This window comes from Azospirillum sp., assembly GCF_035628975.1.
GTDB lineage: Bacteria > Pseudomonadota > Alphaproteobacteria > Azospirillales > Azospirillaceae > Azospirillum.
Genome location: NZ_DASPIS010000122.1, coordinates 137,937 through 164,377, shown reverse-complemented (window position 1 = coordinate 164,377; position 26,441 = coordinate 137,937). Strand labels below are relative to the sequence as shown.

Genomic DNA, 26,441 nt, shown 5'->3' with positions numbered 1-26,441 from the left:
GCCTTTTTGTCGTTTAGCTCTCGTTTAATTTTCCCGGCGCATACCTGCGTATGAGGCTTTGCGCTCCCGACGCTCGTTCTGGAGATGACTGAGCGCGTGGAAATCATGCGGGGGCTTATCGATGTTGGGTGCGTTGAAAATTCGGACGCGGGTGAACGCCGGCTTCGGCATGGTTGTTCTTCTGCTGGTATTGCTCGGGGTGGTTTCCTGGCGCTCCGCCCAGCATTCGAACGACAGCCTGAACAGCTTCGCCGACCAGGGCCTGATCGTCGAGCAACTCCAGCGGGTCGATTTGGCCGTTCTGCGCGCCCGAATGGCTTTCCTGCGCTATATGGCGACGGGCAAAGTGGAGAATACCCAGGCGATCTACGCAGAGATGGCGAATGCTGAACGGGAGTTGGCGGCGACGAAGCCGATGATGCCCGACGATGCGTCCCGCCGCCCGCTCGACGAGGAGGCTGCCAAGCTGCAGGCCTACATCGCGGCAGTCCGCGATTATCAGGCTCGTCGCAGCGAACTCGAGCGGCTCACCAAGGAGGTGGTCTACGACGCCGGCTCCGCCCTGCGTGCGCAACTGGTGGAGATGCGCACGGCCGAAGAGAACGCAAATCACTTCGCGACGGTCGCCACCCTGAACAAATTGAGCGAAGGCGTATGGACCACCCGCATCCTGGCCTTCCGCCTGTTGGCCGGCGACAAGGAATATGATTTCGACAGGGTCGCCATGCGGCTCGGCGAGGCATCCAGCGCCTTGAAGGAGTTGGAGGGCATGCCGCTTGCCGAGGGGCAGCAGCCACGAATCGCTTCCGCACGCAGCTTGCTTGAAAAGCTCGCCACCGGTCTGAAGTCGATCGAAGGTCATTTGGCGGGGATGGATGAAATCATCAACACCCGGCTCAGCCCGATCGGTACTGCCATCGCCAAGCAGCTCCAGGAGATCCGCGAACCGGTGTCCGCGGGTCAGGCAGCGTTGCGCAAGGGGGCGATCGAGACCGCGGACGATGCTGAAAATCTGAGCATGATCCTGACGCCGGCGGCGGCGGTGCTTGCCATCCTGCTGGCTTGGCTGATCGGCCGCAGCGTCGCCAACCCGGTGGTGGCAATGACCGCGGCGATGGGCCGGCTGGCGAAGGGCGATCTGACGGTCGATATTCCAGCCGCTGGCCGCCGTGACGAGATCGGCGCCATGGCGTCAGCCGTGCAGGTCTTCCGCGACACCATGAGCCAGACCCGGCGTATGGAAGAGGAAGCGAAGAAAACGGAAACCCGTGCAGCGGCCGACCGTCGCGCCGCGATGCTCCAGCTGGCCGACAGCTTCGAAGGCAATGTGCAGGGCATCGTCGAGACAGTGGCTTCCGCCGCGACGGAGATGCAGGGCACGGCCGGCGCCATGTCCGCCACCGCCGACCAGACCAGCGCCCAGGCCACCAACGTCGCCGCGGCGGCCGAACAGGCGTCCGCCAACGTGCAGACCGTCGCTGCGGCGACGGAGGAGCTTTCCGCCTCCATTGCCGAGATCGGCCGGCAGGTGACCGCGTCCACCCGCGTCGCCGCCCAGGCGGTAGAGGATGCTCGGCGCACCGGTCAGGCCATCGAAGGTCTGGTGCAGGCTGCCCAGCAGATCGAGCAGGTGGTGGTCCTCATCAACTCCATCGCCGGCCAGACCAACCTATTGGCACTGAACGCCACCATCGAGGCGGCCAGGGCCGGTGAGGCCGGAAAGGGCTTCGCCGTCGTCGCCAGCGAGGTGAAGCAACTCGCCAACCAGACTGCCCGCGCCACCGAGGACATCCAGGCCAAGGTGAAGGAAATCCAGTCCGCCACCGCCGGCGCGCAGACCGCCATCACAGGAATCGCAAGCACGATCGACCAGATCAGCGACATCTCCACCGGCATTGCCGCCGCAATCGAGGAACAGAATGCCGCGACCGGCGACATCGCCAACAATGTGGCGCAGGCCGCCCGCGGCACCGGTGACGTGTCTTCCAACATCCTGGGGGTAAATCAGGCGGCGTCGGAAACCGGCACGGCGGCCGGACAGGTTCTGCATGCGGCAGGCGATCTTGCCCGTGACGCGGAAAAGCTGCGCCGGGAAGTCCAGACCTTCGTGGCCACGATCCGCGCGGCGTGATCGCGCACCGGGTTACGACATCGGGCGACGCAGACGGCGGGGAGGAAACTCCCCGCCGTTTCCGTTTGTAGCTCCTTGATTTTGTTCCGCTTGCCGTCTGCCGGCCCCTGCCCCATTTCGCCCACCGGGGGAAAGACAACCGGTGCGGCCATGCGTTATGCTGCACGGCAATCCGGGACACGAACCAACAACCCGGCAAGCGAGCCGGCCGCTGACGCCGGTGGATAACGAGACGCTGAGGGAACCGAGAATGGACACTCCGCTGTGGAGCCCGAGTGAGGAGCGCATCGCGCAGGCCAACCTGACCGCCTTCCGCGAGGCGGCGAATGCGCGCTTCGGACTGCGGCTGGACGATTACGACGCGCTCTACAACTGGTCGATCGCGGAGAAGGAGCGGTTCTGGCGCTTCCTGTGGGAGTGGGCCGGGCTGACCGGTGATCTCGGCAGTGTCGATCTGCTGGACGGCGACAAGATGCCCGGCGCCCGCTGGTTCCCGGAAGCAAGCCTCAGCTATGCCGAGAATCTGCTGGCTGGTGCGCTCGACGAGAACGCCGTCGTCTTCTGGGGCGAGGACAAGGTGAAGTACCGCTGGAGCGGGGCGGAGCTGAAGGCCACCGTTTCCCGCCTGCAGCAGGCGCTGAAGGCCAAGGGTGTCGGCAAGGGCGACCGGGTCGCCGCCATCATGCCCAACATGCCCGAAACGCTGGCAGCGATGATCGCGACGACCAGTTTGGGGGCGGTCTGGTCCTCCTGCTCGCCAGATTTCGGCATCCAGGGCATCACCGACCGCTTCGGCCAGATCGAGCCGAAGGTGGTCTTCGCCCCCGACGCCTATTGGTACAACGGCAAGAGCCACGACGTCCGCGCCAAGCTGGCCGAAGTCCTGAAGGACCTGCCGACCGTCGTCGCCACGGTGATCGTGCCCTATGTCGACAAGACGCCGGACGTCTCGGGTATCCCCGGTGCCCTCGGCCTTCAGGATTTCATGGCGCCCTATCCGGCGGCCGAGCTGACCTTCGAACGGGTCGCCTTCGACCATCCGCTGTTCATCCTCTATTCCTCCGGCACCACCGGAAAGCCGAAATGCATCGTCCATGGGACCGGCGGCACCATCCTGCAGCATGTGAAGGAACACCGGCTGCACTGCGACCTGAAGCGCGGCGACCGGCTGTTCTATTTCACCACCTGCGGCTGGATGATGTGGAACTGGCTGGTGACCGGTCTGGCCAGCGGCACGACGCTGGTCCTCTATGACGGTTCGCCCTTCGCACCCAGCGGCAACATCCTGTTCGACTATGCGGATGCGGAGCAGGTGACGCTGTTCGGCACCTCGGCCAAATTCATCCAGTCGCTGGAGAAGTCCGGGCTGGAGCCGGCGAAGACCCACTCGCTGGCCAGCGTCCGCACTCTGGCCTCCACCGGTTCGCCGCTGATGCCGGAGAATTTCGAGTTCGTCTATCGCTCCATCAAGCAGGACATCCATCTCGCCTCGATCAGCGGCGGCACCGACATCATGTCCTGCTTCGTGCTGGGCAACCCGATCGCCCCGGTCTGGAAGGGCGAGATCCAGACGCGCGGCCTCGGCATGGCGGTGGAGGCGTTCGACGACAATGGCGTCGCCGTTCGCGGCGAGAAGGGCGAACTGGTCTGCACCCGCCCCTTCCCCAGCATGCCAATCGGCTTCTGGGCCGATCCCGACGGGTCTAAGTATCGCTCGGCCTATTTCGACCGCTTCCCCAACATCTGGGTCCATGGCGACTTCATCGAGCAGACCGAACATGGCGGTTGGGTGATCTACGGCCGGTCGGATGCCGTGCTGAACCCCGGCGGCGTGCGCATCGGCACGGCGGAGATCTACCGCCAGGTCGAACAGCTGCCGGAGATCATGGAGGCGGTCTGCATCGGCCAGGAATGGGACGGCGATGTGCGCGTCGTTCTGTTCGTCGTCCTGCGCGAAGGCATGACGCTGGACGAGACGCTGGCGGCCACCATCCGCAAGCGGATCAAGGACAATTGCTCCCCCCGCCATGTGCCGGCGAAGATAGTGCAGGTTACCGACATTCCCCGCACCCGGTCCGGCAAGATCACTGAACTGGCGGTGCGCGACGCCGTCCATGGCCGCCCGATCAAGAACACGGAAGCGCTGTCCAATCCGCAGGCTCTCGACGAATTCCGCGAGCGCTCGGAACTGAGCGGGGCGTGACGTGGCGGCGAAGCTGTTCCTCGACCTCGACGGCGTGCTTGCCGATTTCGACCGCGGCGTTGTCGCGGTCACCGGCAAGCGCCCGGAACAGCTGCCGATGAAGGAGATGTGGCGGGTCTTATCCCGCCACTCCGACTTCTTCGGAACGCTGGAGTTCATGCATGACGCGCAGGAGCTCTGGCAGTTCTGCGCTCCGCACCGGCCGACCATCCTCACAGGCCTGCCGTTGGGCAGTTGGGCGCCCGAACAGAAGAAGCGCTGGGTCGCACGCATGCTCGGAGCCGACGTGCCCGTCATCACCTGCATGGCCCGCGACAAGGCCCGCTATGCCAACCCTGGCGCCGTCCTCGTCGATGACCGCGAGAAGGCCCGCGATCCTTGGGAAGCGGCCGGAGGCCGTTTCATCCTCCACCGCAATGCGGCAGACAGCATCGCGGACCTGATCAAGCTGGGGTTCTGAAAAGGAAATGGGGCGGCACCTGCGTGCCGCCCCGTCATCCCGTGAGTTCACTCGGCCGCCGCGGTCCTGGTCTCGCGGCTGGTCTTCCACAGCGACACCAGCACGCCGCCGCCGATCAGGGCGAAAGTGACGCTCAGCGCGATCAGCGGGTCGGGCTTGCCGAAGAACTGCGTGTAGAAAATCTTGCCACCGATGAACACCAGCACCAGAGCCAGCGCGTATTTCAGGTAACGGAAGCGATGGACCATCGCCGCCAGAGCGAAATACAAAGCACGTAGGCCGAGGATGGCGAAGATGTTGCTGGTATAGACCAGATACGGATCGGTGGTGATGGCGAAGATCGCCGGCACGCTGTCGACCGCGAAGACGAGGTCGGCCAGTTCCACCATGATCAGCGCCAGCAGAAGCGGGGTCGCAGCCCAGCGCATCGCACCGCCCGGACCGCTCGGCTCCTTCACGATGAAGTGATGGCCATGGAAGCGGTCGGTCACCCGGATGTGGCTCTTCAGAAAGCGGAGGGCGGCATTCTCGCCGAGGTTGGTCTCCTCGTCCTTCGCGAACAGCATCTTGATGCCGGTCAGTACCAGGAAGGCGCCGAAGACATAGAGGACCCAGTGGAATTCCGAAACCAGGGCGGCACCGGCGCCGATCATCAGGCCGCGCAACACGATGACGCCCAGGATACCCCAGAACAGCACGCGATGCTGCAGTTCGCGCGGTACGGCGAAGTAGCTGAAGATCAGCGATATGACGAAGACGTTGTCCAATGACAGGCTCTTCTCGACGAAGAAGCCCGTGTAGTACTGAAGGCCTGCCTCCGAGCCCATCGAGTACCAAACCCAGCCGCCGAACAGCATTGCGACCGCGATGTAGAAAGCCGACAGCTTCAGGCTTTCGCCTACGCCGATGACATGGTCGCGGCGGTTGAGAACACCCAGATCAAGAACCAGAAGCGTCAGCACGACGCCGATGAAAATAAGCCAAATCCAGATTGGTTTTCCCAAAAATTCGAGGAAAACCATCGCAAGCATACCATCCATAGCAAGACCCACTTGATGACGCTGCGTCAGCGGTGAAATCAAGCGGTTCCGACATCACGACCGACGCCTCGGTCGCCAGAGGGACCCGGACCCGAACTTTCTGGCAGATGGTGTCGTCGTTGCCGCGGTCAAGATGGTGGAAGACTGGGTTTTTGCATTTTAAGCAAAGCCGGACCGGGCGCTCTTTGACGTCATTGAAATTCAACGGATGCCAACCTTCGGCGAGTCGCGGCGACCATGACGCGCCTACGGGCGCTGCACAGGGGCGCGGATGCGGAAAACGGCGGCTGCAGTGGCTTTGGCGGCTCCGGGACTCGGCGCTTGATGCAATGCCGCCACAGATCGGGAACGAATATCGTGCAAGAAAAACACCAACGGTTGCCCAATCTGTGTTCGCTCTTGTGCGGATGGTGCCGTTCTGCCAATAACTCCGAAAAACCGAAACCAAACCGACCAAATGGAGTTTTGCATGAACCAGGCCGAGCTGATCGAAACCGTCGCCACCAACGCCGGCATCAAGAAGGCCGACGCGGCCAAGGTCGTTCAGGCGGTGTTCGAGGGCATCTCCGGCGCGCTGGGCCGCGGCGAGGATGTGCGCCTGGCCGGTTTCGGCATTTTCGAGGTGGCCGAGCGCGCCGCCCGTGAAGGCCGCAACCCCCGCACCGGCGAAGTCGTGGCGATCGCCGCCTCCAAGGCTCCGAAGTTCAAGCCGGCCAAGCAGCTGCGCGATCTGGTGAACGGCTGATACGCACGCAACCACGTCCCTGGGGGAGCGCAGCCATGACCATCGATCAAACCGAACTGCAATCGCTGACCGCCAAGGTCGTTGCCGCCTATGTCGGCAACAACTCGGTGCCGGTCCACGACCTGCCCACGCTGATCAACAGCGTCCAAGTGGCTTTCCGCAATCTGGGCGAGGACAAGCCGACCCAGGCGAAGGCCGAGTTGGTTCCGGCGGTCGCGATCAAGAAATCGGTCACGCCGGAATACATCGTCTGCCTGGAAGACGGGAAGAAGCTGAAGATGCTGAAGCGGCATCTGAAGACCGTCTACGACATGACGCCGGACGAGTACCGCGCCAAGTGGGGCCTGCCGGCCGAATATCCCATGGTCGCGCCGAACTATGCCAAGGCCCGTTCGGAAATGGCGACCAAGCTCGGCCTCGGCCGCAAGCGTGCGGCGGCCGAATAACCGGTCTTCATCCGCATGAGCTTTGAATAAGGCGCGCCCAATCGGGCGCGCCTTATTCGTATGCGCCCGTCAGGGCCGATGTCGGGGGTGCACGCGAAACACAAGCTTCGAACCGTCGGCACGCCCTCCCCCGGCTTACCTCCGATCGGCCCCGACGGCCTATGACGAATGTTCGGGTGGCGAAGCGGATCGGCCTTCCCATCTAGGGTTCCGGTATGGTTGAGAGACCACGGGCGGTCCTATCACCATCCTCACCGCAGAGGCATAGTTGCCTTCCGCACCGCCGGCTGACCTGCAGCCGATCTATTTCGCGGGTGCGGCATATCGACGGCAGTCCGCCCGGACATGTGCCGGCCGATCGGAAGAGGAGCGACCGCCCGAACGTCACCCGGCTGAACGTCAGGGGTCATAGGATTGCCTCCTCTCCCAGACTGCCGGTGCGGGTGGAAGAAGAGCCTGGGTATACGCCGAAAAACACCCGGAACATGCCCTTTCCTGGCTTGATCCGCCGCAAATCCGCGGCCACATTAACATTGTCAAAAGGACGCAGTTCCTTGCGACACCGGGCAAAATACAAACCCCACAACAGCTAAGGTCGGATCGACGGACGTTATTCCTACGTTCGCGCCACAGTCCGCCGTTGGTTCATCGCCTCAAAGGCGATCCCTGCCATGGGTCCCGACAGGGGCCGGCCCCGATTGCGGGCTGCCCCGTGAAGCGTTGGAGAGGAGGCATTCGCGTGCTGAAGAAACTGCTGACCGGTGAAAACGCCAGCCTGACCCGCTACATCGAGGAATCCAAGCGCTTTCCCATCCTGGCGCCGGACGTGGAGCGCGACCTCGCCATCGCCTGGCGGGAGCGCGGCAGCCCCCAGGCGTTGGAGCAGCTCGTGGGCAGCCATCTCCGCCTGGTGATCAAGATCGCCCGCGGCTTCGGTGGCTACGGCCTGCCGCTGGTCGATCTGGTGGCCGAGGGGAATGTCGGCCTGATGCAGGCCGCCCAGAAATTCGATCCGCAGCGCGGCTTCCGCTTCGCCACTTATGCCACCTGGTGGATCCGCGCCGCTATCCAGGAATACATCCTGCACAGCTGGTCGCTGGTGAAGATGGGCACCACCGCCGCACAGAAGAAGCTGTTCTTCAACCTCCGCCGGCTGAAGAGCCAGATGGCAGAGCTGGAACAGGGCGACCTGTCGCCGGAGACGGTGGCCACCATCGCCGCCGAACTGGACGTGCCGGAAACGGAAGTGGTGGAGATGAACCGCCGCCTCGCCGCCAACGACAGCTCGCTCGACGCCACCCTGTCGACCGACGGCGAGACCAACTGGCTTGAACTGCTGGCGGACGACCGCCCCACGCAGGACACCATGCTGGCGGAAGCGGACGAGTTGGCGCTGCGCCGCCGGCTTGTCGGCCAGGCCCTGGACCGGTTGGACGCGCGTGAACGCCGCATCCTGTTCGAGCGCCGCCTGAAGGACGATCCGTCGACCCTCGAAGCGCTGAGCCAGCAATTCTCGGTGTCGCGCGAACGCGTTCGTCAGATCGAGGTGCGGGCCTTCGAGAAGCTTCAGAAGGCCGTGCTCAGCGCCGCCCAGGCTCTGCGCCGGCCGGCCACCCCGATGGTGGCCTGATCCTGGCCTGAACCCAACCCGTTTCCCGTCCGGCGCGAGCTCCGCTCCGGACGGGGCTCATGCGGCACCGGCCATCCGGACGGATTCCGCCGCATCGTTACCGCGGGCTGTGGCCCGCCTGTTGCCTCCAGACCTGTCAACCTGCAAGCCGGCGGCGCCCTTGGGCTCCGCCGGCTTTTTCTTTCCCATGCCGGGCAATAAGCCGCCATCCATGGGGACCGTCACGACGCTTGATTACCCGCGCAAGAGGTTCTGCGACAAAGTGACTGGTTCAAAGATGCGAGTGCCTGCGCATGATGTGCCGCTCGCGGGAAAGTTTGCAATTTTGGCAATTCTTAGTACGCTCGTCATATCTCAAATGGGAGAGGGGCTCCATGTCGAACGCTGCCCAGACTCAGTCGATCATTGACCGCATCACCTTCCTGCGCATCGACGAGGCGACGAAGGCAACGCTTCGCGAATTCCAGCCCTATCTGGCGCAACGGATCGATCAGATTCTGGAGGAGTTCTACGGCTATCTCCGCACGGTCCCGCAGGTCGCCCCCATGCTGGTGAACCCGGCGGTGACCGGTCGTGCGCGGGACCTTCAGAAGCAGCATTGGCTGCGCAACGTCTTCACCGGCACCTTCGACGAGGCCTACGTCAATCAGGTCCTGAAGATCGGCCAGACGCACCAGCGCATCGGGCTGGAGCCGCGCTGGTACACCGGTGCCTATTGCTTCACCCTGAACAAGCTGATCGAACTGGCTGCCCAGATCCACCGCAAGAAGCCGGAAAAGCTGTCGCAGCTGCTCCAGGCCATCAACAAGGCGGTGTTCCTGGACATGGATCTCGCCACCTCGGTCTATATCGACCTGAACACCGCGGCCATCATCGCGCGGGAGCTGGGCAGCACCGCCGACAGCTTCGAACGGGAGGTGAAGGGCGTCGTCCAGGCGGTGGCGAGTGCGGCACAGCAGCTTCAGGGCACCGCCCAGACGATGAGCCGCACCGCGGAAACCACCAGCGAGCAATCGACCCAGGTGGCTGCCGCCGCGGAAGAGGCGTCCGTCAATATCCAGACCGTTGCGGCCGCGGCCGAGGAACTGACCGCCTCCATCGGCGAGATCAGTCATCAGGTGACCCAGTCCGCCGCCATCGCCAACGCCGCGATGACGGAGGCCGAGCGGACCAACGCCACGGTGCAGGGGCTTGCCGACGCGGCCAGCCGCATCGGTCAGGTGGTGAAGCTGATTCACGACATCGCCAGCCAGACGAACCTGCTTGCCCTGAACGCCACGATCGAGGCGGCGCGCGCCGGCGAGGCCGGCAAGGGCTTCGCCGTGGTGGCGAGCGAAGTCAAGAGCCTCGCCAACCAAACCGCCAAGGCAACCGAGGAGATCAACTCCCAGATCGGCGCCGTCCAGGGCGCCACGCAGGAGGCGGTTGGCGCCATCCGGTCCATATCCGGCACCATCGCGCGCATCAACGAGATCTCCACCTCCATCGCCACCGCGATGGAGGAACAGGGCGCGGCCACGACGGAAATCGCCCGCAACGTTCAGCAGGCCTCCATCGGCACCCGCGAGGTCAGCGAGACGATCGTCGCCGTCAACGCCTCCGCCAACAATGCCGGCGAGGAGGCCAGGCAGGTTCTGGAGGCGACCAACGAATTGTCGCGTCAGTCCACCACCCTGCGGACGGAGGTCGACCGCTTTCTAGCCCGTGTCCGCGCGGGCTGATCGACACCAAATCCGCCTGACTGCCCAAAAGAAGAAGGGCGCGTTCCGCCGAACGCGCCCTTTTCCGTATCTGCACTTTATCACGCAAGGCGACAGAGTGCGGTGAACTGCCGATCAGGGCAGCGTGCGGACCACGAAATCGCTGACCGCGATGTTTTCCGCCTGGGCGGCGTGCCGAACCTCTTCGGCGCTACGCCAATGGCTGCGCCCGCCGAGGCTGGTGAGAACGCCGCCGCGCATCGCGACGAAAATGCCCGTCCGTCCCAGATTCACAATTCTCATCATCGTCTTATCCCCCGCTCAGTCGCCGGTATTTTAGAGAAAATCCACCCAGTTCATTTTTTGAACGGAGATCCTTGTGGTCTTCAACAGTTATCAAAGCGTATCGCTCCGCGTCAATAAGACTTCAGTCATTCAACCCCTTGCTGGCTTCATAGTCCCTGCTTCGCCTGAAAGTACCGTTACCAACCACAAGCCTCGCAGAAACTACAGGAACAGGTTTTGTGTCAAATTTTATGTTTATTTAATTTTGGCCATTCGTCAGCTTCTCCACCGGCATGGCCGAAAGCCTTATCCCGACCGCACAGCGTCGGAACGACGGCACGCCGTGTAGGTTGTCACCGAGGGCCGCGATCCAAGCGGCGACCGAAGGTGGGAAAGCACCTGCGAGGCATCGGCACATGGCAACAGCACACCGCCGCACCGGAACGAGCGGCACGGGCGCCAACGGGCGGTTCGGGACGGAAGCGCGGGAGGAGGACGGCCATGCGACGCTCGCCCTACCGGTGACCATCCGGCCGGCAAAGCAGGACGATCTGCCGACCCTGGAATGGTATGGCCTGCACTCGCCCCACCGCGAGATCATCGCCGGAGCCTTCCGGCTTCAGGAGCGGGGCGACGGCGCGATGCTGCTGGCGGACGTCAACGGTTTTCCCGTCGGTCAGATCTGCATCGATTTCCTGCGCAAGCGGCCGAGCGGCCGGGCCACGCTGTGGGCATTGCGTGTGTTCCAGCCATTCCGGAGGCTAGGGCTCGGTGTCCGGCTGGTGCGGGCGGCGGAACGGCTGGTGGTCCAGCGTGGCGTGCCTTTCGCAGAGCTGGGCGTTGACCGCGACAATGCGGGTGTTCTGCCCTTCTACGAGCGGCTGGGATATGAACATTGCGGCCGGGAACGCGGACAGTTCCTCTACCACACGCCGGAAGGCCGGTTGGTCCGCGTTGCCATCGACCAATGGCTTTTGCAGAAGCGCATGGCGGAAGCCGCGAAGCCGGAGGGTGGCCGCGGCCTGCGGCTGGCCACCGATTAGGAAATCCGCCGTTATTCCGCGGCCAGCGCCGCGCCGGACGGAAGGGGCACCAGCCGGGCCGACCGCCGTCGCGGCAGATAGATGCGGGCGCCGTCCAGGATGGCGCCCAACTCGCGCATGGCGTCGGTTGCCATGCACAGCGCGACTAGCGGAAGCCAGCGGTCGAGATACTGCGCAGCGACCTCTGCGTCGCCGTTCTGCACCGCGGCCAGGGAGTCGAGCAATGCAGCCTCGTCCGCACTGATGCGGCTGCAGGCTGGGCAACGGATCTCGGGCTTGCGGGCGCCCGACACCGCGAAGGTGCCGAGCAGCGCGAACAGCGGCAGCAGAGCGGTGTTCGGCACGCCGGCGACATTCAGACCGATGCGCATCGACGCCATCGCACCTGCGGTTCCGGCACGGAACCACTGCCGCACGCCGGTCAACAGCGCCCGTTCGGCCGTCGTCAGGTCCGTCACCGTCCAGGGCGACGGCCGCCCCTCTTCCACCGTCCCGCACATGCCGATGCTCCTTCGTTCGGTTGCGTGCGCATCCTAGCGCCACACGCAGAAAACTGCGAGTCATTCTTAGTTGCAGAATTGGGCTGTGACAAAATGTGGCTTCCGGTGGGCGTACGGAATGCCGGAAAGGACGCGTTAACCACCGGGGCCAATCCTAGACCGACTCGCAGTAAGAGGGATCGGTGGGGATGATGCGGACGATTCGGGGGGCTGTTCTCGGACTGATCGCGATGGTCGGATTGGGCATCGTGGGGGGCCTGACGGAGGTCCGCCCGGCGGCGGCCCAGATCGTTCTGAAGCCCGCCTATGGCGAGGAGTCGCTGTCCGGGCCGGCCAGGGCACGCGGTGCGGTGGTGTGGAGCCATGGCCGTTCTGTCGATTCGGAGGACTCCGAGGCCCCTACCCCGCTCTATATGAAGACGCTGCGCGACGCCGGGTGGGACGTCTTCCGGCTCGACCGCATGCGCGTCAGCGATACTCTGCCCAACAGCGCCCGTGCGCTGGCCGGCTATTCGGACATGCTGAAGACCAAGGGCTATCGCCGCGTCGCGCTGACTGGGCAATCTTTCGGCGCCTTCATCTCGCTGATCGCGGCGGGCCAGACCAACGCGATCGACTCCGTCATCGCCACCGCGCCGGCTGCCTTCGGCAACTTCACCGAAGCCTATGACAGTTACCGCGAGAACGCCGCCCAACTCTGGCCGATCCTGCGAGAGGTCCGCCGGGCTCGGGTGATGATGTTCTTCTTCCACGGCGACGATTTCGATCCGGGCGGACGCGCGGAGCCGGCGCGCAACATCCTGGCACAGCGTGGTCTGAGCAGCCTGATCGTCGACCAGCCGTCGCTGCTGCCCGGCCATGGCGCCGCCAACACCGGTTTGTTCGTCCGCCGCTTCGGCGCCTGTATCGTCCGCTTCGCCGAGGCGCCGCCGGCCCCGAACGATCCACCCTGCGACGAATCCTGGGGCCGCAGCCCGAGCGCCGAGCTCCTGCAGGCCGCCCTGCCCGCCAACGCCTCCGGCTCTGCCAAGAGCGATGTCGATACCACCGCCGCCCTGCGCCCCTTCATGGGCATGTGGTACGGCAGCTACATCAATGGCCGCGAGGTCGCGCTGTCGGTCGAGAAGGCCGAAGGCGACGCTGTCTATGCCGACTATCTGCTGGGTGCGGGCATGGAGGCCGACCAGCCTTTCGAGCGGGTGCGCCGCAAGGGCCGGATCGAGAATGGCGAACTGGTCTTCGACGAGAAGGGCCGCAACATGCTGCGCTATCGCCTGCGGCCGGACGGCCGGGTCTCCGCCACCTGGCTGGACAAGGACGGCCGCGGCCGGCTGGACACCGTGCTTCGCCGGGTGAACTGACGCCGTCTCCCTTGCCGTCCTGAACGCTCAGTCCTGGGCCAGGAAATTGCGGACGATCGCGATCTGGTCGTCCGTCATCAGGGACGGGGCATGACCGGTGTTCGGGATTTCCACCACCCTCACCAGACCGGTCTCCCCCGGACCACGCTCCGCCATCCGTTCCGCCGTCTCGGCGCTCAACAGGTCGGAGTCCGCACCGCGCAGGACCAGCACCTGACAGCGCACACGCTCCCACAGCGCCCACAGATCGACATCGCCGACCGGCGCGGTCTTGAAGGCTTCGCCGATACCAGGATCGTAGGCGAGGCGGAAGCGGCCGTCGGGCAGCGGGCGAGCGCTGTGCTCCGCCATATGGCGCCAGCATTCGTCGCCGATGGTGCCGAACCCCATAAGGACGAAGCGCAGGTAGGATTCGAGCGCCTGCAGATCCTCGAACACAGGGTCCTTGCCGACATAGTCGGCGATCCGCTGAAGGCCGGCTTGGGCGATGAAGGGGCCGACATCGTTGATGACCATGCGGCGGATCGGGCTGTTGGCTTGGGCCGCCAGCGTCATGCCGATCAGCCCGCCCATCGAGGTGCCGACCCAGTCGACCGTCTCCACCCCCATGCGGGCGATCAGCGCCACCATGTCGGAGCAATATTGCGGATAGCCGTAGAGCGCCGGCACCGGCAGCCAGTCGCTGCGCCCGCGTCCGACCACATCCGGACAGGCGACCCGCCACCTGTCCGCCAATGCCAGCGCCAGCCGGTCGAAATCGCGGCCATTGCGCGTCAGCCCATGGACGCAGATCGCAGTCCGCGCGGCATCGTCACGCCCCCACTGCGTATAGGCGACCTTGTGGAAGCCGGCGGCGCTGAGGCCGAGGACATTGCGTTCGGACATCGGCACGGGCGGGCACTCCTGTTCAGCGGTGAGGGGGCTTATCCCTTTTTCGGCGATTTGACGCTGCGTGGCAACTCCGCCTCGACCTCGCGCACGGCTGCATCGCGGATGGCGGGGAGTGCGGACGACGACGACGCCACCGAAGCGTCGAATGGGTGGCGAGTGGCGTCGTAACTTCGCCGGATGATGCGAACGTAATTGCGCGTTTCCTCATAGGGCGGAACGCCCTTGTAGCGGTCCACCGCACCTTCGCCGGCATTGTAGCCGGCCAGCGCCAGCGTCACGTCACCCTGGAAATAGGCCAGCAGCCAGCGCAGGTACTTCACGCCGCCGGTGATGTTCTCCTTGGGATCGAAGACGTTGCCGACGCCGAACCGGTCTGCGGTGTCCGGGATCAACTGCATCAGCCCGGCAGCGTCCTTCGGCGATACCGCGTCGGTCCGGAAGGCGCTCTCGGCCTGGATGACCGCGAGCACCAGCGCCGGGTCGACGCCGTATTTCGGTGCGATGGAGTTCACCAGCGCCACGACCTCCGCCGGGGGTGGTCCGACTTCGCGCACGGGGCCGGCACCTGGGCGGCACCAGGGGCGGATGCGCCCCATCCGGCCGGGAACATAGTTGACCAGACGGCGCGCTTCCGAATGTCCGCGTGAGGCCGCCGCGCGCAGCCAGGCGGTGCCGAGCCGCCGGTCCTTGCGCACGCCCTTGCCGAACAGGTAGCGGCGGGCAAGCCGGAACGCGGCATCTGCGTCGCCCTGCTCAGCCAGTTCGCAATCGCCGGATTTCGTCTTGGGCGATGGCGGAGGCAGTTCGGCGACCGACGCCGGCTTACTCGATGATTTGGCATCCGCCGCAGCGGCCATGGGTACCGATGCCAATCCGGCGCCCGACAGCGCCAGTGCCATCAGCGGCACCATCACGACACGACGAAACGGCAAACCCAGACCCTCCTGCGAACCCGCGTCATCATACGGGAAGCGGGAGTATGGTGATGCAACCTGTTTGGGACAAGGGCAGCCCAAAACTCCATGTCCGGGTCGCGATTGGTCAAATCAGGGCCCGCGACGGCGACGACCCTGCTTCTTCGGTGCGCCTTCGGGAATGCCGCGGCCCTGGCGGGCACTGCTGATGCCGATGCTGCCGGGAGTTTCCAGGCCAAGGTCCATCGCTTCCAGCCGGCGCAGTTCGTCGCGCAGGCGGGCCGCCTCCTCGAACTCCAGGTCGGCGGCGGCGGCGCGCATGCGCTTTTCCAGATCGGCGATGACGCTCTTGAGATTGTGCCCGACCAACTCGTTGGAGTTCAGGCCGGTCTTCACCGTCACGTGGTCGCCGCGTTCGAACACGCTTTCCAGGATGTCACCGATCGCCTTCTTGACGGATTCCGGCGTGATGCCGTGTTCGAGGTTGTAGGCCATCTGCTTTTCGCGGCGGCGTGCCGTCTCGTCGATGGCGTACTTCATGCTGTCGGTGATCTTGTCGGCGTAGAGGATCGCCCGCCCATCGACGTTGCGCGCCGCGCGGCCGATGGTCTGGATCAGCGAGGTCTTGCTGCGCAGGTAGCCTTCCTTGTCGGCGTCCAGGATCGCCACCAATGCGCATTCCGGGATGTCCAAACCCTCGCGCAGCAGGTTGATGCCGACAAGCACGTCATACGCGCCCAGCCGCAGGTCGCGGATGATCTCGATGCGCTCCAGCGTTTCCACGTCGGAGTGGATGTAGCGCACGTGCAGGCCCGCCTCGTGCATGTACTCGGTCAACGCCTCCGCCATCTTCTTGGTCAGGGTGGTGACGAGCACGCGGTATCCCTTGGCGACGACTTCCTTGCACTCGCCGATCAGGTCGTCGACCTGGGTCTCGGTCGGGCGCACGATCACCGGCGGATCGATCAGACCGGTCGGGCGGACCAGCTGTTCGGTGAAGACACCGCCGGTGCGTTCCAGTTCCCACGGGCCGGGGGTGGCCGAGACGAAGACGGTCTGCGGCCGCATGCCCTCCCATTCCTCGAACTTCAGCGGGCGGTTGTCCTTGGCGCTGGGCAGGCGGAAACCGTAATCGGACAGCGTCGATTTACGCACCAAATCGCCGCGGTACATGCCGCCGATCTGCGGCACCATGACGTGGCTTTCGTCGACGATCAGCAGGGCGTCGCCGGGCAGATATTCGAACAGTGTCGGCGGCGGCTCGCCGGGCGCACGACCGGTCAGGTAGCGGGAATAGTTCTCGATGCCGGCGCAGGAGCCGGTGGCCGCCATCATCTCGATATCGAAGGTGGTGCGCTGCTCCAGCCGCTGCGCCTCCAGCAGCTTGCCCTCGGCGGCGAACTCCTCCAGCCGGTCCTTCAGGTCCTTCTTGATCTGGTTGATCGCCTGGTTCAGCGTCGGCTTCGGCGTCACATAGTGGCTGTTCGGATAGACGCGGACGGCCTCCAGCGCCGCCAGCTTCTCGCCGGTCAGCGGGTCGATCTCGTGGATGCCCTCGATCTCGTCGCCGAACAGCGAGATGCGCCACGCGCGGTCTTCCATGTGGGCCGGGAACAGCTCTACCGTATCGCCGCGCACGCGGAACAGGCCGCGGCCGAAGGCGGCATCGTTGCGCTTGTACTGAAGCTCGGTCAGTTTGCGCAGCAACTCGGGCTGGGCGATCACCTCGCCCTTGCGCAGGTCGACCGTCATTTCCGAATAGGTTTCGACCGATCCGATACCATAGATGCAGGACACCGACGCAACGATGATGACGTCGTCCCGTTCCAGCAGAGCCCGCGTCGCCGAGTGGCGCATGCGGTCGATCTGCTCGTTGATCGAGGATTCCTTCTCGATATAGGTGTCGGTGCGGGGAACGTAGGCTTCCGGCTGGTAATAGTCGTAGTAGGAGACGAAGTATTCCACCGCGTTGTTCGGGAAGAAGGACTTCATCTCGCCATACAGCTGAGCCGCCAGCGTCTTGTTCGGCGCCAGGATCAGCGTCGGGCGCTGCACCGTCTGGATGACATGCGCGATGGTGAAGGTCTTGCCCGACCCGGTGACGCCCAGCAGCACCTGATCCTTCTCGCCCTGCCGCAGGCCGCCGGTCAGCTCCTCGATGGCGTTCGGCTGGTCGCCCGCAGGCGTATAGTCCGACACGATGACGAACTGCTTTCCGGCTTCCAGCTTCGCGAGCGGCTTGGCGGGAATGGCGGACAGGACGGGACTTGCCATGGGGCGGCGATCCGGATCAGGGAGGGGGGTACGGAACGGGAACCGATTATATGGCGCGAAATGGCATCTGTTCCAGAGGAGTTACGCGAAGCGATTGATCTAATGCCAAATATAGCATATAAACTCCTCAGCACATGTTTTGCAAAAGTATCCAATACTGTTCCTGTCATTGTTCTGCATGCATTTCAGAAAAAGTCCAAACGGGGGATTGCTACCCCAGCCCACGAAATCGACTTGATTCGCAAACGTCTCAAGCTGGCCGAGGAGTTGTATGCGCGATGGAAAGCCGCCGGGACAACACCGAACTGACACTTACCGAGAGCAGCGGAAATGTCTTCGCCGACCTTGGTCTGCCCGACGCAGAACAGGAAATGGCCAAGGCAAGGCTTGCTGGTCAAATCGCTCTCGCCATTCAGGAGCTTGGCCTAACGCAGAAGCAGGCAGCGGAGAGGATGGGCCTCGATCAGCCTAAGATATCCGCACTCACCCGCGGCAAACTCTCAGGCTTCTCGATAGAGCGGCTGGTTCGCGGCCTGTTGGCGCTAGACCGCGACGTGGAGATCAGCGTGCGCCCGAAGCCGCCCGGTCGACCTGCCCACGTGACGGTGGTTGAGCGCTGAACCTACCCCCTACCCCAGCGCCTTCGGGTTGGAAATTCCCAGCCGCGCCTGGACGATGGCTTCCAGCGAGTCCATCAGCACCTCCTGGCCGTCATGATCGAAGTCGCCGGCGGCGATCTCGATGCACAGGCGATGCTGTAGCGCTTCCACCCGCTTGCGCAGGTCCTCGCCGGACAACGCGTCGTCGGCATCCTCTCCATAAAGCAGGGCGAGTGCTCCCAGCATCGAATGGCCGGCGGTATCCAGCCCTTTCAACTCGCGCTCGGCAATCTCCAGCGCATTTGCGACCATCAGCGCTGCGTAACGCGCTTCGGGGGCGACATGGGGAAGCACGTCGGCCCGGAAGGTGGAGGCGGCGATCTGCAGCAAGCCGCGGGCGTCGGGATTGGCGCGCATCAGGCCACCCTCTCCACGAAGCCCGACGCGGTTCCGCCGATGGAGCGGAGATGGCGCAGCATGTCCATCTCGATCTCCGGCAACATCCGCCCGGTCAACGCCAACTCCAGCGAAGGCTCGGCGCCGGAACTGTGGCGAAGCCCCTGCTCCACCGCAATGGCGGCCCAGCGGAGATAGGCAGCCATCTCCCAGTAGGCGACGCGCGTCGTATCGACGCGGCGGCCGGAAGTCTCTTCGTATCCGGCGTAGAAATCCGCCCGGTCGGCGATGCCTCCGGCTTCGCGGTCGGGCCGACGGAAGCGCCAGGACCGGGCGCAGAACCAGCCGAGATCCTCCATCGGGTCGCTGAATCCGGCGAATTCCCAATCCAGAATCGCGGTCAGTGCGCCGTCCTTGACCAGATAGTTGCCGGTGCGGAAATCGCGATGGCACAGCACCACCGCACCCGGCAGCGGCGCGTTGACCTCCATCCAGCGCAGCCCCCAGGCGATCACCGGATCGCGGCGCCCCAGGTCGCCGAACCAGCGGCGGAATTGCGCCAGCGTTTCCTGCGCCGGGCAGTCCGGCGCCTCGGCCAGCCGCTCCAGCCCTTCGGTTTCCGGCGTGATCCGGTGCAGAAGTCCAAGCTGCCGGCCAAGCTCGTGCGCCAGTTCCGGCTGCGCCGCCTCCGACCGCGTCACCGCATGGCCGGCGCCCAGCCCTTCGGCCCGGCGCATGATGTAGAAGTCGTGGCCCACTATAGCGGGGTCATCGCAGGCAAAGAGCGGTTCCGGCGCCAGCACTCCAGCCGCAAAGGCGGCGCGCATCACCACGAACTCCCGCAGCTTGCCGATGCTGGCGGAGATGCGCCCACCGCCTTCGGCCCGCAGCACGCAGGCATGGCGCCCGGCCAGCGGCCCACCGTCGAAGTCCAGAGTCACCGCGAGGTTCAGCGAGATCGCACCACCGCCGAGCCGTCCATCTTCCGTCACCCTGACGCGGGATGCGCCGGCCTGCGTAGCCAGCCAGCGTTCCAGACGGACACGGTTGTCATCGGACAGAAGCGAAGACGGGGATTGGTCGGACGCGGTAACGACATGCATGGCGTTCTCCCTCCGAGGATTGCCGGGCGCGCTGGCTCGCGCCTCTTTGTCGATTTCAGCGGCCGATGGTAGGCACGAAGCGGTGTTGCCGACAAGTTTCACCTTGGTGAGAAAAGCGGTTCCACCCCCAAAAAAGTCGGCCCCTCCCCCGCCGGGCGAGCGGGAAAGGGGCCGTTGTTGCATAAGGTGGAGAGGGCTTACGCCGCGATCGGCTGGTTCGTCCCTTGCTCCTGGCCGGCCGGAACGGCTTGCTGAGTGGCGGGGACCGGCGCCGGCTTGGTTTCGCGGACCGGCAGCATGTCGCCGATGCCGAAGGCGACCGCCATCAGGTTCGGCACGGCCATGGCGGCGAGCAGCATCGACCACAGTTCCAGCGACAGGGTGCCCAGCGGGTTGGCCAGCGCTGCGGTGGCGGAAGCCGCGACCAGGGCGGCGGACAGCCACGCCTCGGGCTTGGCGCAGAAGCGGCCGGCGGTGCGCTTGCCGCCCTTGGCGGTCACCCGGAACGCGTCCTGCTTGCGGACCAGGCCACGGACGACGGCCAATGCGACGGTGGTGGACAGCGCCATGCCGACGGCGCAGGCACCCAGGCTCTCCTTCCAGCTGTTGCTGGAGGCGTAGCGCGAGGCCAGCAGGCTGGAACCGGCACGCAGGACCAGGGCTCCCAGCACGGCGGCAGTGGCGGCAACCGGCGGCAGGTGCAGCGGCAGAACCAGCGAGGCGAAGGTCCAGACCACGGCGGCGGCGGCGGCGAACAGGCCGACGGCGTCGGACCACCAGCGGATCCAGTTGGTGACGTAGCCCAGCTTCTGCCGCGCGCTCAGCTCGGCCGCACCCGGCAGGAACTTCTTCCAATGGGCGCGGACGATCTGGGTCGAGCCGAACACCCAGCGGTCACGCTGCTTGCGGAACTGCATGAAGTTGTCCGGAGCCAGACCGGCGCCCAGCCGCTCGTCGGTGTAGGCAGCGCGGTAGCCGGCCGACAGGATGCGCAGGCCCAGTTCGGTGTCTTCGCAGATACCGGCTTCCGACCAGCCGCCGACCTGATCCATCGCCGACCGGCGCAGCATGATCATCGTGCCGTGGCAGATGAAGGCCTGGGACGACACGCCCTCCTGCATGCCGACGTCGAAGAAGGGACGATACTCGGCGGTCATGGCGGCCTTCAGCGCCGTCTCGTGGCCGTCGCGGTGTTCCTGCGGGGCCTGGACGATGCCGACCGACGGATCGGCGAAGGTCGGGGCCAGCTTCGACAGCCAGTCGGGCGACACGGTGTAGTCGGCGTCCAGCACGGCGACGATCTCGGCGGCCGGATCGGTGTGCCGCAGCGCGGCGTTCAGGGCGCCGGCCTTGAAGCCGGAGATCTTCTTGTACCAGTGGAACTTGAACTTGCGTCCCAACGCCTGGCACATCTCCTCCACCGGGCGGACCAGATGCTCCTCCTCGGTGTTGTTGATCAGGACGACGACCTCGTAGTTCGGGTAATCCAGCCGTGACAGCGAAGCCAGCGTGGCGTTCAGCACGTCCGGCTGTTCGCGGCAGGCAGCGACGTGGATGGAGACCATCGGCTTGTGATCGACGGACGGCACGGCATGCGGCAGCAGGGCCGGGGCGCGGCCGGTCAGCAGCCGGCGGGCGACGTCCACCAGATCGGCGAAGGCGACGCTCATCATCAGGGTGCCCAGCGCGAAGGCGGAGCCCCAGGTGGTGACCGCACCGAAGGTCAGATACTCGGCGAAGGCACCGGCGACCGCCGAACCGATGGCGAAGCCGATGATGTTGGCACCCATCGAGGCGGCCAGCGCGAAGCCGGCGTTGGTCCGGCGGCGGAACACGGCGAAGGCCGACAGGGCGAGACCGACGGCCAGGGCTACGCCCGCGCCGATCCGCTCGCCATAGGGGGCGGCGACCGCACCGGTCATCGACCATTTCGGCTGACGGTCGGCATCCAGCACGCCCCAGGTCGGGCCGGGCGAGCCTTCGATGGTCGACTTCCAGATGCCGTCGAAGGCCTCGACGACGTTGTAGTGCAGGCCCAGCGCGTTGGCTTCCGCAGCGAATCCGCGGACGACGGCGGCCTGGGCCTCCGGCGTCGGATAGGCGTCGTGGAAGTTCTCGCCGCCCGACGGCCAGCCGACCTCACCCACGAACAGCGGCTTGCCCGGGTGCGTCTTGCGCACGGTGTCGAGCCGGTCGCGGATCCAGGTCAGCGCATCGGAAACCGGCACGCCTTCCCAATAGGGCAGCACGTGGACGCCCATGAAATCGGAAGCCTTCACCGTGGCGTTGGCCTTGACCATCTCCGACCACACGTCGGCGGTGCCGACCTTGATGGTGGCGGGGACGGCGGCGCGGACGCGCTTGATGTAGGCGGCCAGTTCGGCATCGGTCAGTTCGGCCCGCAGCAGCGTCTCGTTGCCGACGACGATGCGCTTGATGCCGCGGAATTCCTTGGCGAGAGCGATGCCGTGCAGGATCTCGCGCTCGTTCCGGGACTTGTCCTTGCTCAGCCAGATGCCGAGCGTCACGTCCAGGCCCTTGGACACCGCGATCTCCGGGACTTCGCCCTGCGAGCCCAGCGTGGAGTAGGTACGGACGCCATCGGCGAATCCGACGATGGCGGCCATGTCCTTCTCGATCTCCTTGCGCGGCACCACCGGCTGGTCGTTGGGATCGTAGCTGCGGCCCGAAGGCGAGTAGGACACGGATTCGATACGGCCGGGCTCCGCCTCCACCGGCGTCGGCGCATTGCGCCAGGACCAGAAGGACGCGTGGCCGGCGGTCACGGCCAGCAGAGCGGCGGCGATGGCTGCGCGCCGGATCGGGTTCTTCGGGTTGCTCATGGGGAGTTCGCGATGCCCTGTTGCAGGGTGGCCGTTCGCCACCGGACATCCGCACAAACGGGCAGACCGACTTCCCTATTCCATGCTCTTCGAAAAAATTTTGTGCGCTGCGGCGACCGGAACTTGGCCGGACGGGACCTGTTGGACAACGTCCCGTATAGACACAGCCCAGTTCAGGAGAAATCCCCATGGCAACCCGCCACGAAGACAGCCCCGAACACAAGAAGGCCCATGATCTTGCCGAGCAGGCCCTGGACAAGGCCGCCGACGGCGATGCCCGCAAGGCGCGCGACCTGATCGAGGAGGCCAAGAGCATCGACCCCAAGATCGGCGAGGAAATGGCCCGCGAGGCCGCCGAGGATCAGAAGAAGGCCGACAAGTACGTCGACAAGACCGACAAGTGAACGAGGCCCCCTCCCCATCCCTCCCCCGCCTTCGGCGGGAGAGGGGGTAGGAGCTTTGCCTGCGTGACTAAAATGCCGAAGCGGCGGCAGTCCCCTCTCCCACCGCAGGTGGGGGAGGGTTAGGGAGGGGGCAACCGCCGCAACCGCTTACTCCGCCGCCAGAGCCTCCGCCACGACCGGCGGGGTCCAGCGCAGCACCGGCTTGCGGGCAGCCGCGGTCTCGTCCAGGCGACGGCGCGGCGTCAGGCGCGGAGCAGCCTGGAAATAAGCCACGTCGCCCGACTTCGCCCGCTCGGCCAGCGCACGGAGCGCGTCGACGAACTGGTCCAGGCTGGCCTTGCTTTCCGTCTCGGTCGGCTCGATCAGCAGGGCGCCGTGGACGACCAGCGGGAAATACATGGTCATCGGGTGGAAACCCTCGTCGATCAGCGCCTTCGCCATGTCGAGCGTGGTGACACCCGTCCCCTTCAGGAAGCGGTCGTCGAACAGGCACTCGTGCATGCACGGCCCGTCGAAGGAGGCCGTCATCACGTCCTCCAGCCGCGCCATGACGTAGTTGGCGTTCAGCACCGCGTCGCCCGACGCCTGCCACAGCCCGTCGGCACCGTGGCTGAGCATGTAGGACAGGGCGCGGACGAACATGCCCATCTGGCCGTGGAAGGCCTTCATGCGGCCGAAGGCCGGGCCGTCGCCGGCATTCTCCACCAGCGCGAAACCATCCGCTCCGTGCGTCACGTAAGGCACCGGGATGTAGCGAGCCAGCGACTCCGCGAACACCACCGGCCCCGACCCCGGACCGCCGCCGCCATGCGGGGTGGAGAAGGTCTTGTGCAGGTTGATGTGCATGACGTCGATGCCGAGGTCGGCCGGACGCACCCGCCCGACGATGGCGTTGAAGTTGGCACCGTCGCAGTAGAAATAGCCGCCCGCCTCATGCACCGCGTCGGCGATCGCGATGATGTCGCGTTCGAACAGGCCGCAGGTGTTGGGGTTGGTCAGCATCAGGCCGGCCACGTCGGGACCGAGCTTGGCCTTCAGCGCCTCCAGATCGACGCGCCCATCGGCGGTCGCCGGAATGGCGTCGACGCTGTAGCCGCAGGCGGCGGCGGTCGCCGGGTTGGTGCCGTGGGCGCTTTCCGGCACAAGGATCTTGGTGCGGCCGCTGTCGCCGTTGGCCTCATGCGCGGCGCGGATCGCCATGATGCCGCACATCTCGCCATGAGCACCGGCGGCGGGCGCCAGCGTCACGGCGGCCATGCCGGTCAGCGTCTTCAGCCAATAGGCCAGCTGGTCCATCAGCTCCAGCGCGCCCTGCACCGTGCTGACCGGCTGCATCGGATGCACGTCGGAGAAGCCCGGAAGCCGCGCCATCTTCTCGTTCAGGCGCGGGTTGTGCTTCATCGTGCAGGAGCCGAGCGGATAGAATCCGCTGTCGATCGCGTAGTTCTTCTGCGACAGGCGCGTGTAGTGCCGGACCACCTGCGGCTCGGCAAGTCCGGGCAGCCCGACCTTGGCGCGCGGCTTCACCGCACCCAGGCGCGAGGCCACCTTCGGCACGTCCGGCAGGTCGACGCCGGTGCGGCCGGCGCTGTCCTGTTCGAAGATCAGCGGCTCTTCGATCTGGAGACCACGGTTGCCGGTGACGGTGCCGGTCACGCCGTCGAAGGAGGCGGCACCGGCCGGGATGGCCGACGGGCGGCCCTGGTTGTTCATGCTCATGCCAGTACCTCGGTCAGCGCAGCCGCGAAGGCGTCCATGTCGGCGTCGGTGTTGGTCTCGGTGACGGCGACCAGCAGCAGGTCCTCCATTTCGCCCGGATAGAGGCGAGACAGCGGCACGCCGCCCAGGATATGGCGCTTGGCAAGCTCCTCGACCACCGCGGCGGCCGGCTTCGGCAGCTTCACGGTGAATTCGTTGAAGAAGCCGTCGTTCAGCACCTGGACACCCGGAACCGCGGCCAGCTTGTCGGCCATCTGGACCGCCTTGGCGTGGTTCAGCTGGGCCAACTGCGTGATTCCCGCCTCGCCCAGCAGGCTGACATGGATCGAGAAGGCCAGCGCGCACAGGCCGGAGTTGGTGCAGATGTTCGACGTCGCCTTCTCGCGGCGGATATGCTGCTCGCGGGTGGAGAGCGTCAGCACGAAGCCGCGGCGGCCGTCGGCATCGACCGTTTCGCCGCACAGGCGGCCCGGCATCTGGCGGACATATTTGTCCTTCACCGCGAACAGCCCGACATAGGGGCCGCCGAAGTTCAGCGCGTTGCCGAAGGACTGGCCTTCCGCCGCGACGATGTCGGCGCCCATGTCGCCCGGCGGGGTCAGCAGGCCGAGCGACAGCGCTTCCGTCACCACGACGATCAGCAGCGCACCCTTGGCCTGACAGGCGGCGGCCAGATCGGTGTAGTCGCGGACATGGCCGAACACGTCGGGGTTCTGCACCACGACGCAAGACGTCTTGTCGTCGACCAGCGCCAGCAGATCCTCGCCGCCGGTCGGGGCGGCCGGCAGGGCCATTGCCTCGAACCCGATGAAGCGGGCGTCGGTGGTGGTCACGTCGCGGTAATGCGGGTGCAGGCCGCCGGACAGGATCGCCTTCTTCCGCCGGGTGACGCGGTTGGCCATCATCACCGCCTCGGCGCAGGAGGTGGCGCCGTCATACATCGAGGCGTTGGCCACATCCATGCCGGTCAGCAGGGCGACCTGGGTCTGGAATTCGAACAGAACCTGCAGCGTGCCCTGGCTCACCTCCGGCTGGTACGGCGTGTAGGCAGTCAGGAACTCGCCGCGCTGGACCAGATGATCGACGGTGGCGGGAACATGGTGGCGATAGGCGCCGGCGCCCAGGAAGCTCGGTACGCTCCCCGCCGGCACGTTCTTCGCCGCCATGGAGCCCAGCAGCCGTTCGACCTCAAGCTCGCCCATGTGGTTGGGCAAGCCCCCGATCGGGCCGGCCAGACGGGCCGCCTTTGGAACGTCGCGGAACAGGTCTTCGACCGATGTTGCGCGGATGGCCTCCAGCATCGACTGCCGGTCGGCCTCGGTCAGGGGCAGATAGCGCATGTTAGTGGGATTCCTCCAGGAAGGCCTTGTAGGCCGCTTCGTCCATCAGGGCGTCCAGTTCGGAGGCGTTCTTCAACCGGATCTTGAAGAACCAGCCGTCGGTCTCGGCGGCGCTGTTGACCATCGACGGGTCGTCCACCAGGGCCTGGTTGGCCTCGATGACGGTGCCCGACACCGGGGCGTACACGTCGCTGGCGGCCTTCACCGATTCGACGACGGCGGCTTCCTTGCCCTGCGCCAGTTCGCGGCCGGCCTCGGGCAGTTCGACGAACACCACGTCACCCAGCTGGCTCTGCGCGAAGTCGGAGACGCCGACGGTGGCGACGTCGCCCTCAACGAGAACCCACTCGTGGTCCTTGGTGAATTTCTTGGTCATCTGAAGGAGCCCCTGTCCAATACGGTTGCTTGTGGTTG

Annotated in this window: 23 protein-coding genes; 11 read left to right on the top strand and 12 right to left on the bottom strand. The window is 65.5% G+C overall.

Annotation, left to right across the window (positions count from 1 at the left end):
* Positions 1-121: 121 nt before the first annotated feature.
* The 3 genes from VD964_RS26460 to VD964_RS26450 all read left to right on the top strand — a co-directional run bounded on the left by VD964_RS26460 (position 122) and on the right by VD964_RS26450 (position 4,794).
* Entirely contained in the window at positions 122-2,131 is a 2,010-nt protein-coding gene (locus VD964_RS26460; protein ID WP_324871448.1) for a HAMP domain-containing methyl-accepting chemotaxis protein, read from the top strand.
* A 250-nt stretch (positions 2,132-2,381) separates the two neighbouring features.
* Positions 2,382-4,334 (top strand): acetoacetate--CoA ligase, encoded by a 1,953-nt coding sequence (locus VD964_RS26455; RefSeq protein ID WP_324871447.1) that lies wholly within the window; start codon positions 2,382-2,384, stop codon positions 4,332-4,334.
* Between the two features lies 1 nt (position 4,335).
* Entirely contained in the window at positions 4,336-4,794 is a 459-nt protein-coding gene (locus VD964_RS26450) for a hypothetical protein (protein ID WP_324871446.1), read from the top strand.
* Positions 4,795-4,841: 47 nt separating this feature from the next.
* Here VD964_RS26450 and VD964_RS26445 read toward each other — a convergent pair whose 3' ends face one another.
* On the bottom strand, positions 4,842-5,834 hold the full coding sequence (locus VD964_RS26445) for a TerC family protein (RefSeq protein ID WP_324871445.1): 993 nt from the start codon (positions 5,832-5,834) through the stop codon (positions 4,842-4,844).
* A 469-nt stretch (positions 5,835-6,303) separates the two neighbouring features.
* Here VD964_RS26445 and VD964_RS26440 point away from each other — a divergent pair, with 469 nt between their 5' ends.
* The 4 genes from VD964_RS26440 to VD964_RS26425 all read left to right on the top strand — a co-directional run bounded on the left by VD964_RS26440 (position 6,304) and on the right by VD964_RS26425 (position 10,376).
* The gene (locus VD964_RS26440) at positions 6,304-6,579 is read left to right on the top strand and encodes an HU family DNA-binding protein (RefSeq protein ID WP_012974184.1); all 276 of its coding nucleotides are present in this window, start codon (positions 6,304-6,306) and stop codon (positions 6,577-6,579) included.
* Between the two features lie 35 nt (positions 6,580-6,614).
* Positions 6,615-7,025: a MucR family transcriptional regulator gene (locus VD964_RS26435; protein ID WP_149221700.1), complete on the top strand. Its 411-nt coding sequence runs from the start codon at positions 6,615-6,617 to the stop codon at positions 7,023-7,025.
* A gap of 739 nt (positions 7,026-7,764) precedes the next feature.
* On the top strand, positions 7,765-8,655 hold the full coding sequence (gene rpoH, locus VD964_RS26430) for an RNA polymerase sigma factor RpoH (RefSeq protein ID WP_324871444.1): 891 nt from the start codon (positions 7,765-7,767) through the stop codon (positions 8,653-8,655).
* Between the two features lie 374 nt (positions 8,656-9,029).
* Positions 9,030-10,376: a globin-coupled sensor protein gene (locus VD964_RS26425; protein WP_324871443.1), complete on the top strand. Its 1,347-nt coding sequence runs from the start codon at positions 9,030-9,032 to the stop codon at positions 10,374-10,376.
* Positions 10,377-10,490: 114 nt separating this feature from the next.
* Here the strand turns inward: VD964_RS26425 and VD964_RS26420 are convergent, their stop codons facing one another.
* Entirely contained in the window at positions 10,491-10,661 is a 171-nt protein-coding gene (locus VD964_RS26420; protein ID WP_188092216.1) for a hypothetical protein, read from the bottom strand.
* A gap of 395 nt (positions 10,662-11,056) precedes the next feature.
* Here VD964_RS26420 and VD964_RS26415 point away from each other — a divergent pair, with 395 nt between their 5' ends.
* A complete protein-coding gene (locus VD964_RS26415) occupies positions 11,057-11,683 on the top strand; it encodes a GNAT family N-acetyltransferase (RefSeq protein WP_324871442.1) in 627 nt (208 codons plus the stop codon).
* An 11-nt stretch (positions 11,684-11,694) separates the two neighbouring features.
* Here the strand turns inward: VD964_RS26415 and VD964_RS26410 are convergent, their stop codons facing one another.
* Positions 11,695-12,183, bottom strand: coding sequence for a hypothetical protein (locus VD964_RS26410; RefSeq protein ID WP_324871441.1), 489 nt, complete (start codon positions 12,181-12,183; stop codon positions 11,695-11,697).
* A 188-nt stretch (positions 12,184-12,371) separates the two neighbouring features.
* Here VD964_RS26410 and VD964_RS26405 point away from each other — a divergent pair, with 188 nt between their 5' ends.
* Entirely contained in the window at positions 12,372-13,544 is a 1,173-nt protein-coding gene (locus VD964_RS26405) for an alpha/beta hydrolase (protein ID WP_324871440.1), read from the top strand.
* A 27-nt stretch (positions 13,545-13,571) separates the two neighbouring features.
* On the opposite strand, the gene VD964_RS26400 is transcribed toward VD964_RS26405, so the two are convergent.
* From VD964_RS26400 to uvrB, 3 genes are all read right to left on the bottom strand, one after another.
* Positions 13,572-14,435 carry an alpha/beta hydrolase gene (locus tag VD964_RS26400; RefSeq protein ID WP_324871439.1) on the bottom strand — a complete coding sequence of 288 codons (864 nt, stop codon included), beginning with the start codon at positions 14,433-14,435 and terminating at the stop codon, positions 13,572-13,574.
* A 32-nt stretch (positions 14,436-14,467) separates the two neighbouring features.
* Positions 14,468-15,367 carry a lytic transglycosylase domain-containing protein gene (locus VD964_RS26395; protein WP_324871438.1) on the bottom strand — a complete coding sequence of 300 codons (900 nt, stop codon included), beginning with the start codon at positions 15,365-15,367 and terminating at the stop codon, positions 14,468-14,470.
* Between the two features lie 114 nt (positions 15,368-15,481).
* Complete coding sequence (gene uvrB / locus VD964_RS26390; protein WP_324871437.1) at positions 15,482-17,623, bottom strand: excinuclease ABC subunit UvrB; 2,142 nt, start codon at positions 17,621-17,623, stop codon at positions 15,482-15,484.
* A 278-nt stretch (positions 17,624-17,901) separates the two neighbouring features.
* Between uvrB and VD964_RS26385 the strand changes: the two genes are divergently transcribed.
* The gene (locus VD964_RS26385; protein WP_324871436.1) at positions 17,902-18,243 is read left to right on the top strand and encodes a helix-turn-helix transcriptional regulator; all 342 of its coding nucleotides are present in this window, start codon (positions 17,902-17,904) and stop codon (positions 18,241-18,243) included.
* Positions 18,244-18,252: 9 nt separating this feature from the next.
* Here VD964_RS26385 and VD964_RS26380 read toward each other — a convergent pair whose 3' ends face one another.
* The 3 genes from VD964_RS26380 to VD964_RS26370 all read right to left on the bottom strand — a co-directional run bounded on the left by VD964_RS26380 (position 18,253) and on the right by VD964_RS26370 (position 22,564).
* Complete coding sequence (locus tag VD964_RS26380) at positions 18,253-18,639, bottom strand: DUF6285 domain-containing protein (protein WP_324871435.1); 387 nt, start codon at positions 18,637-18,639, stop codon at positions 18,253-18,255.
* Positions 18,639-19,721 (bottom strand): phosphotransferase family protein, encoded by a 1,083-nt coding sequence (locus VD964_RS26375; protein ID WP_324871434.1) that lies wholly within the window; start codon positions 19,719-19,721, stop codon positions 18,639-18,641. The genes VD964_RS26380 and VD964_RS26375 overlap by 1 nt, the downstream gene beginning before the upstream one ends.
* A 197-nt stretch (positions 19,722-19,918) precedes the next feature.
* Entirely contained in the window at positions 19,919-22,564 is a 2,646-nt protein-coding gene (locus tag VD964_RS26370; protein ID WP_324871433.1) for a glycosyltransferase, read from the bottom strand.
* A 188-nt stretch (positions 22,565-22,752) separates the two neighbouring features.
* On the opposite strand from VD964_RS26370, the gene VD964_RS26365 reads away from it, so the two are divergent.
* The gene (locus tag VD964_RS26365) at positions 22,753-22,968 is read left to right on the top strand and encodes a hypothetical protein (RefSeq protein WP_324871432.1); all 216 of its coding nucleotides are present in this window, start codon (positions 22,753-22,755) and stop codon (positions 22,966-22,968) included.
* Between the two features lie 147 nt (positions 22,969-23,115).
* Here the strand turns inward: VD964_RS26365 and gcvPB are convergent, their stop codons facing one another.
* From gcvPB to gcvH, 3 genes are read right to left on the bottom strand one after another with little or no spacing between them, the layout of a single operon-like run.
* Positions 23,116-24,687, bottom strand: a complete 1,572-nt coding sequence (gene gcvPB / locus VD964_RS26360; protein ID WP_324871431.1) for an aminomethyl-transferring glycine dehydrogenase subunit GcvPB — start codon at positions 24,685-24,687, stop codon at positions 23,116-23,118.
* On the bottom strand, positions 24,684-26,027 hold the full coding sequence (gene gcvPA / locus VD964_RS26355; RefSeq protein WP_324871430.1) for an aminomethyl-transferring glycine dehydrogenase subunit GcvPA: 1,344 nt from the start codon (positions 26,025-26,027) through the stop codon (positions 24,684-24,686). The genes gcvPB and gcvPA overlap by 4 nt, the downstream gene beginning before the upstream one ends.
* A gap of 1 nt (position 26,028) precedes the next feature.
* Positions 26,029-26,403 (bottom strand): glycine cleavage system protein GcvH, encoded by a 375-nt coding sequence (gene gcvH / locus VD964_RS26350; protein ID WP_324871429.1) that lies wholly within the window; start codon positions 26,401-26,403, stop codon positions 26,029-26,031.
* Positions 26,404-26,441: the final 38 nt, after the last annotated feature.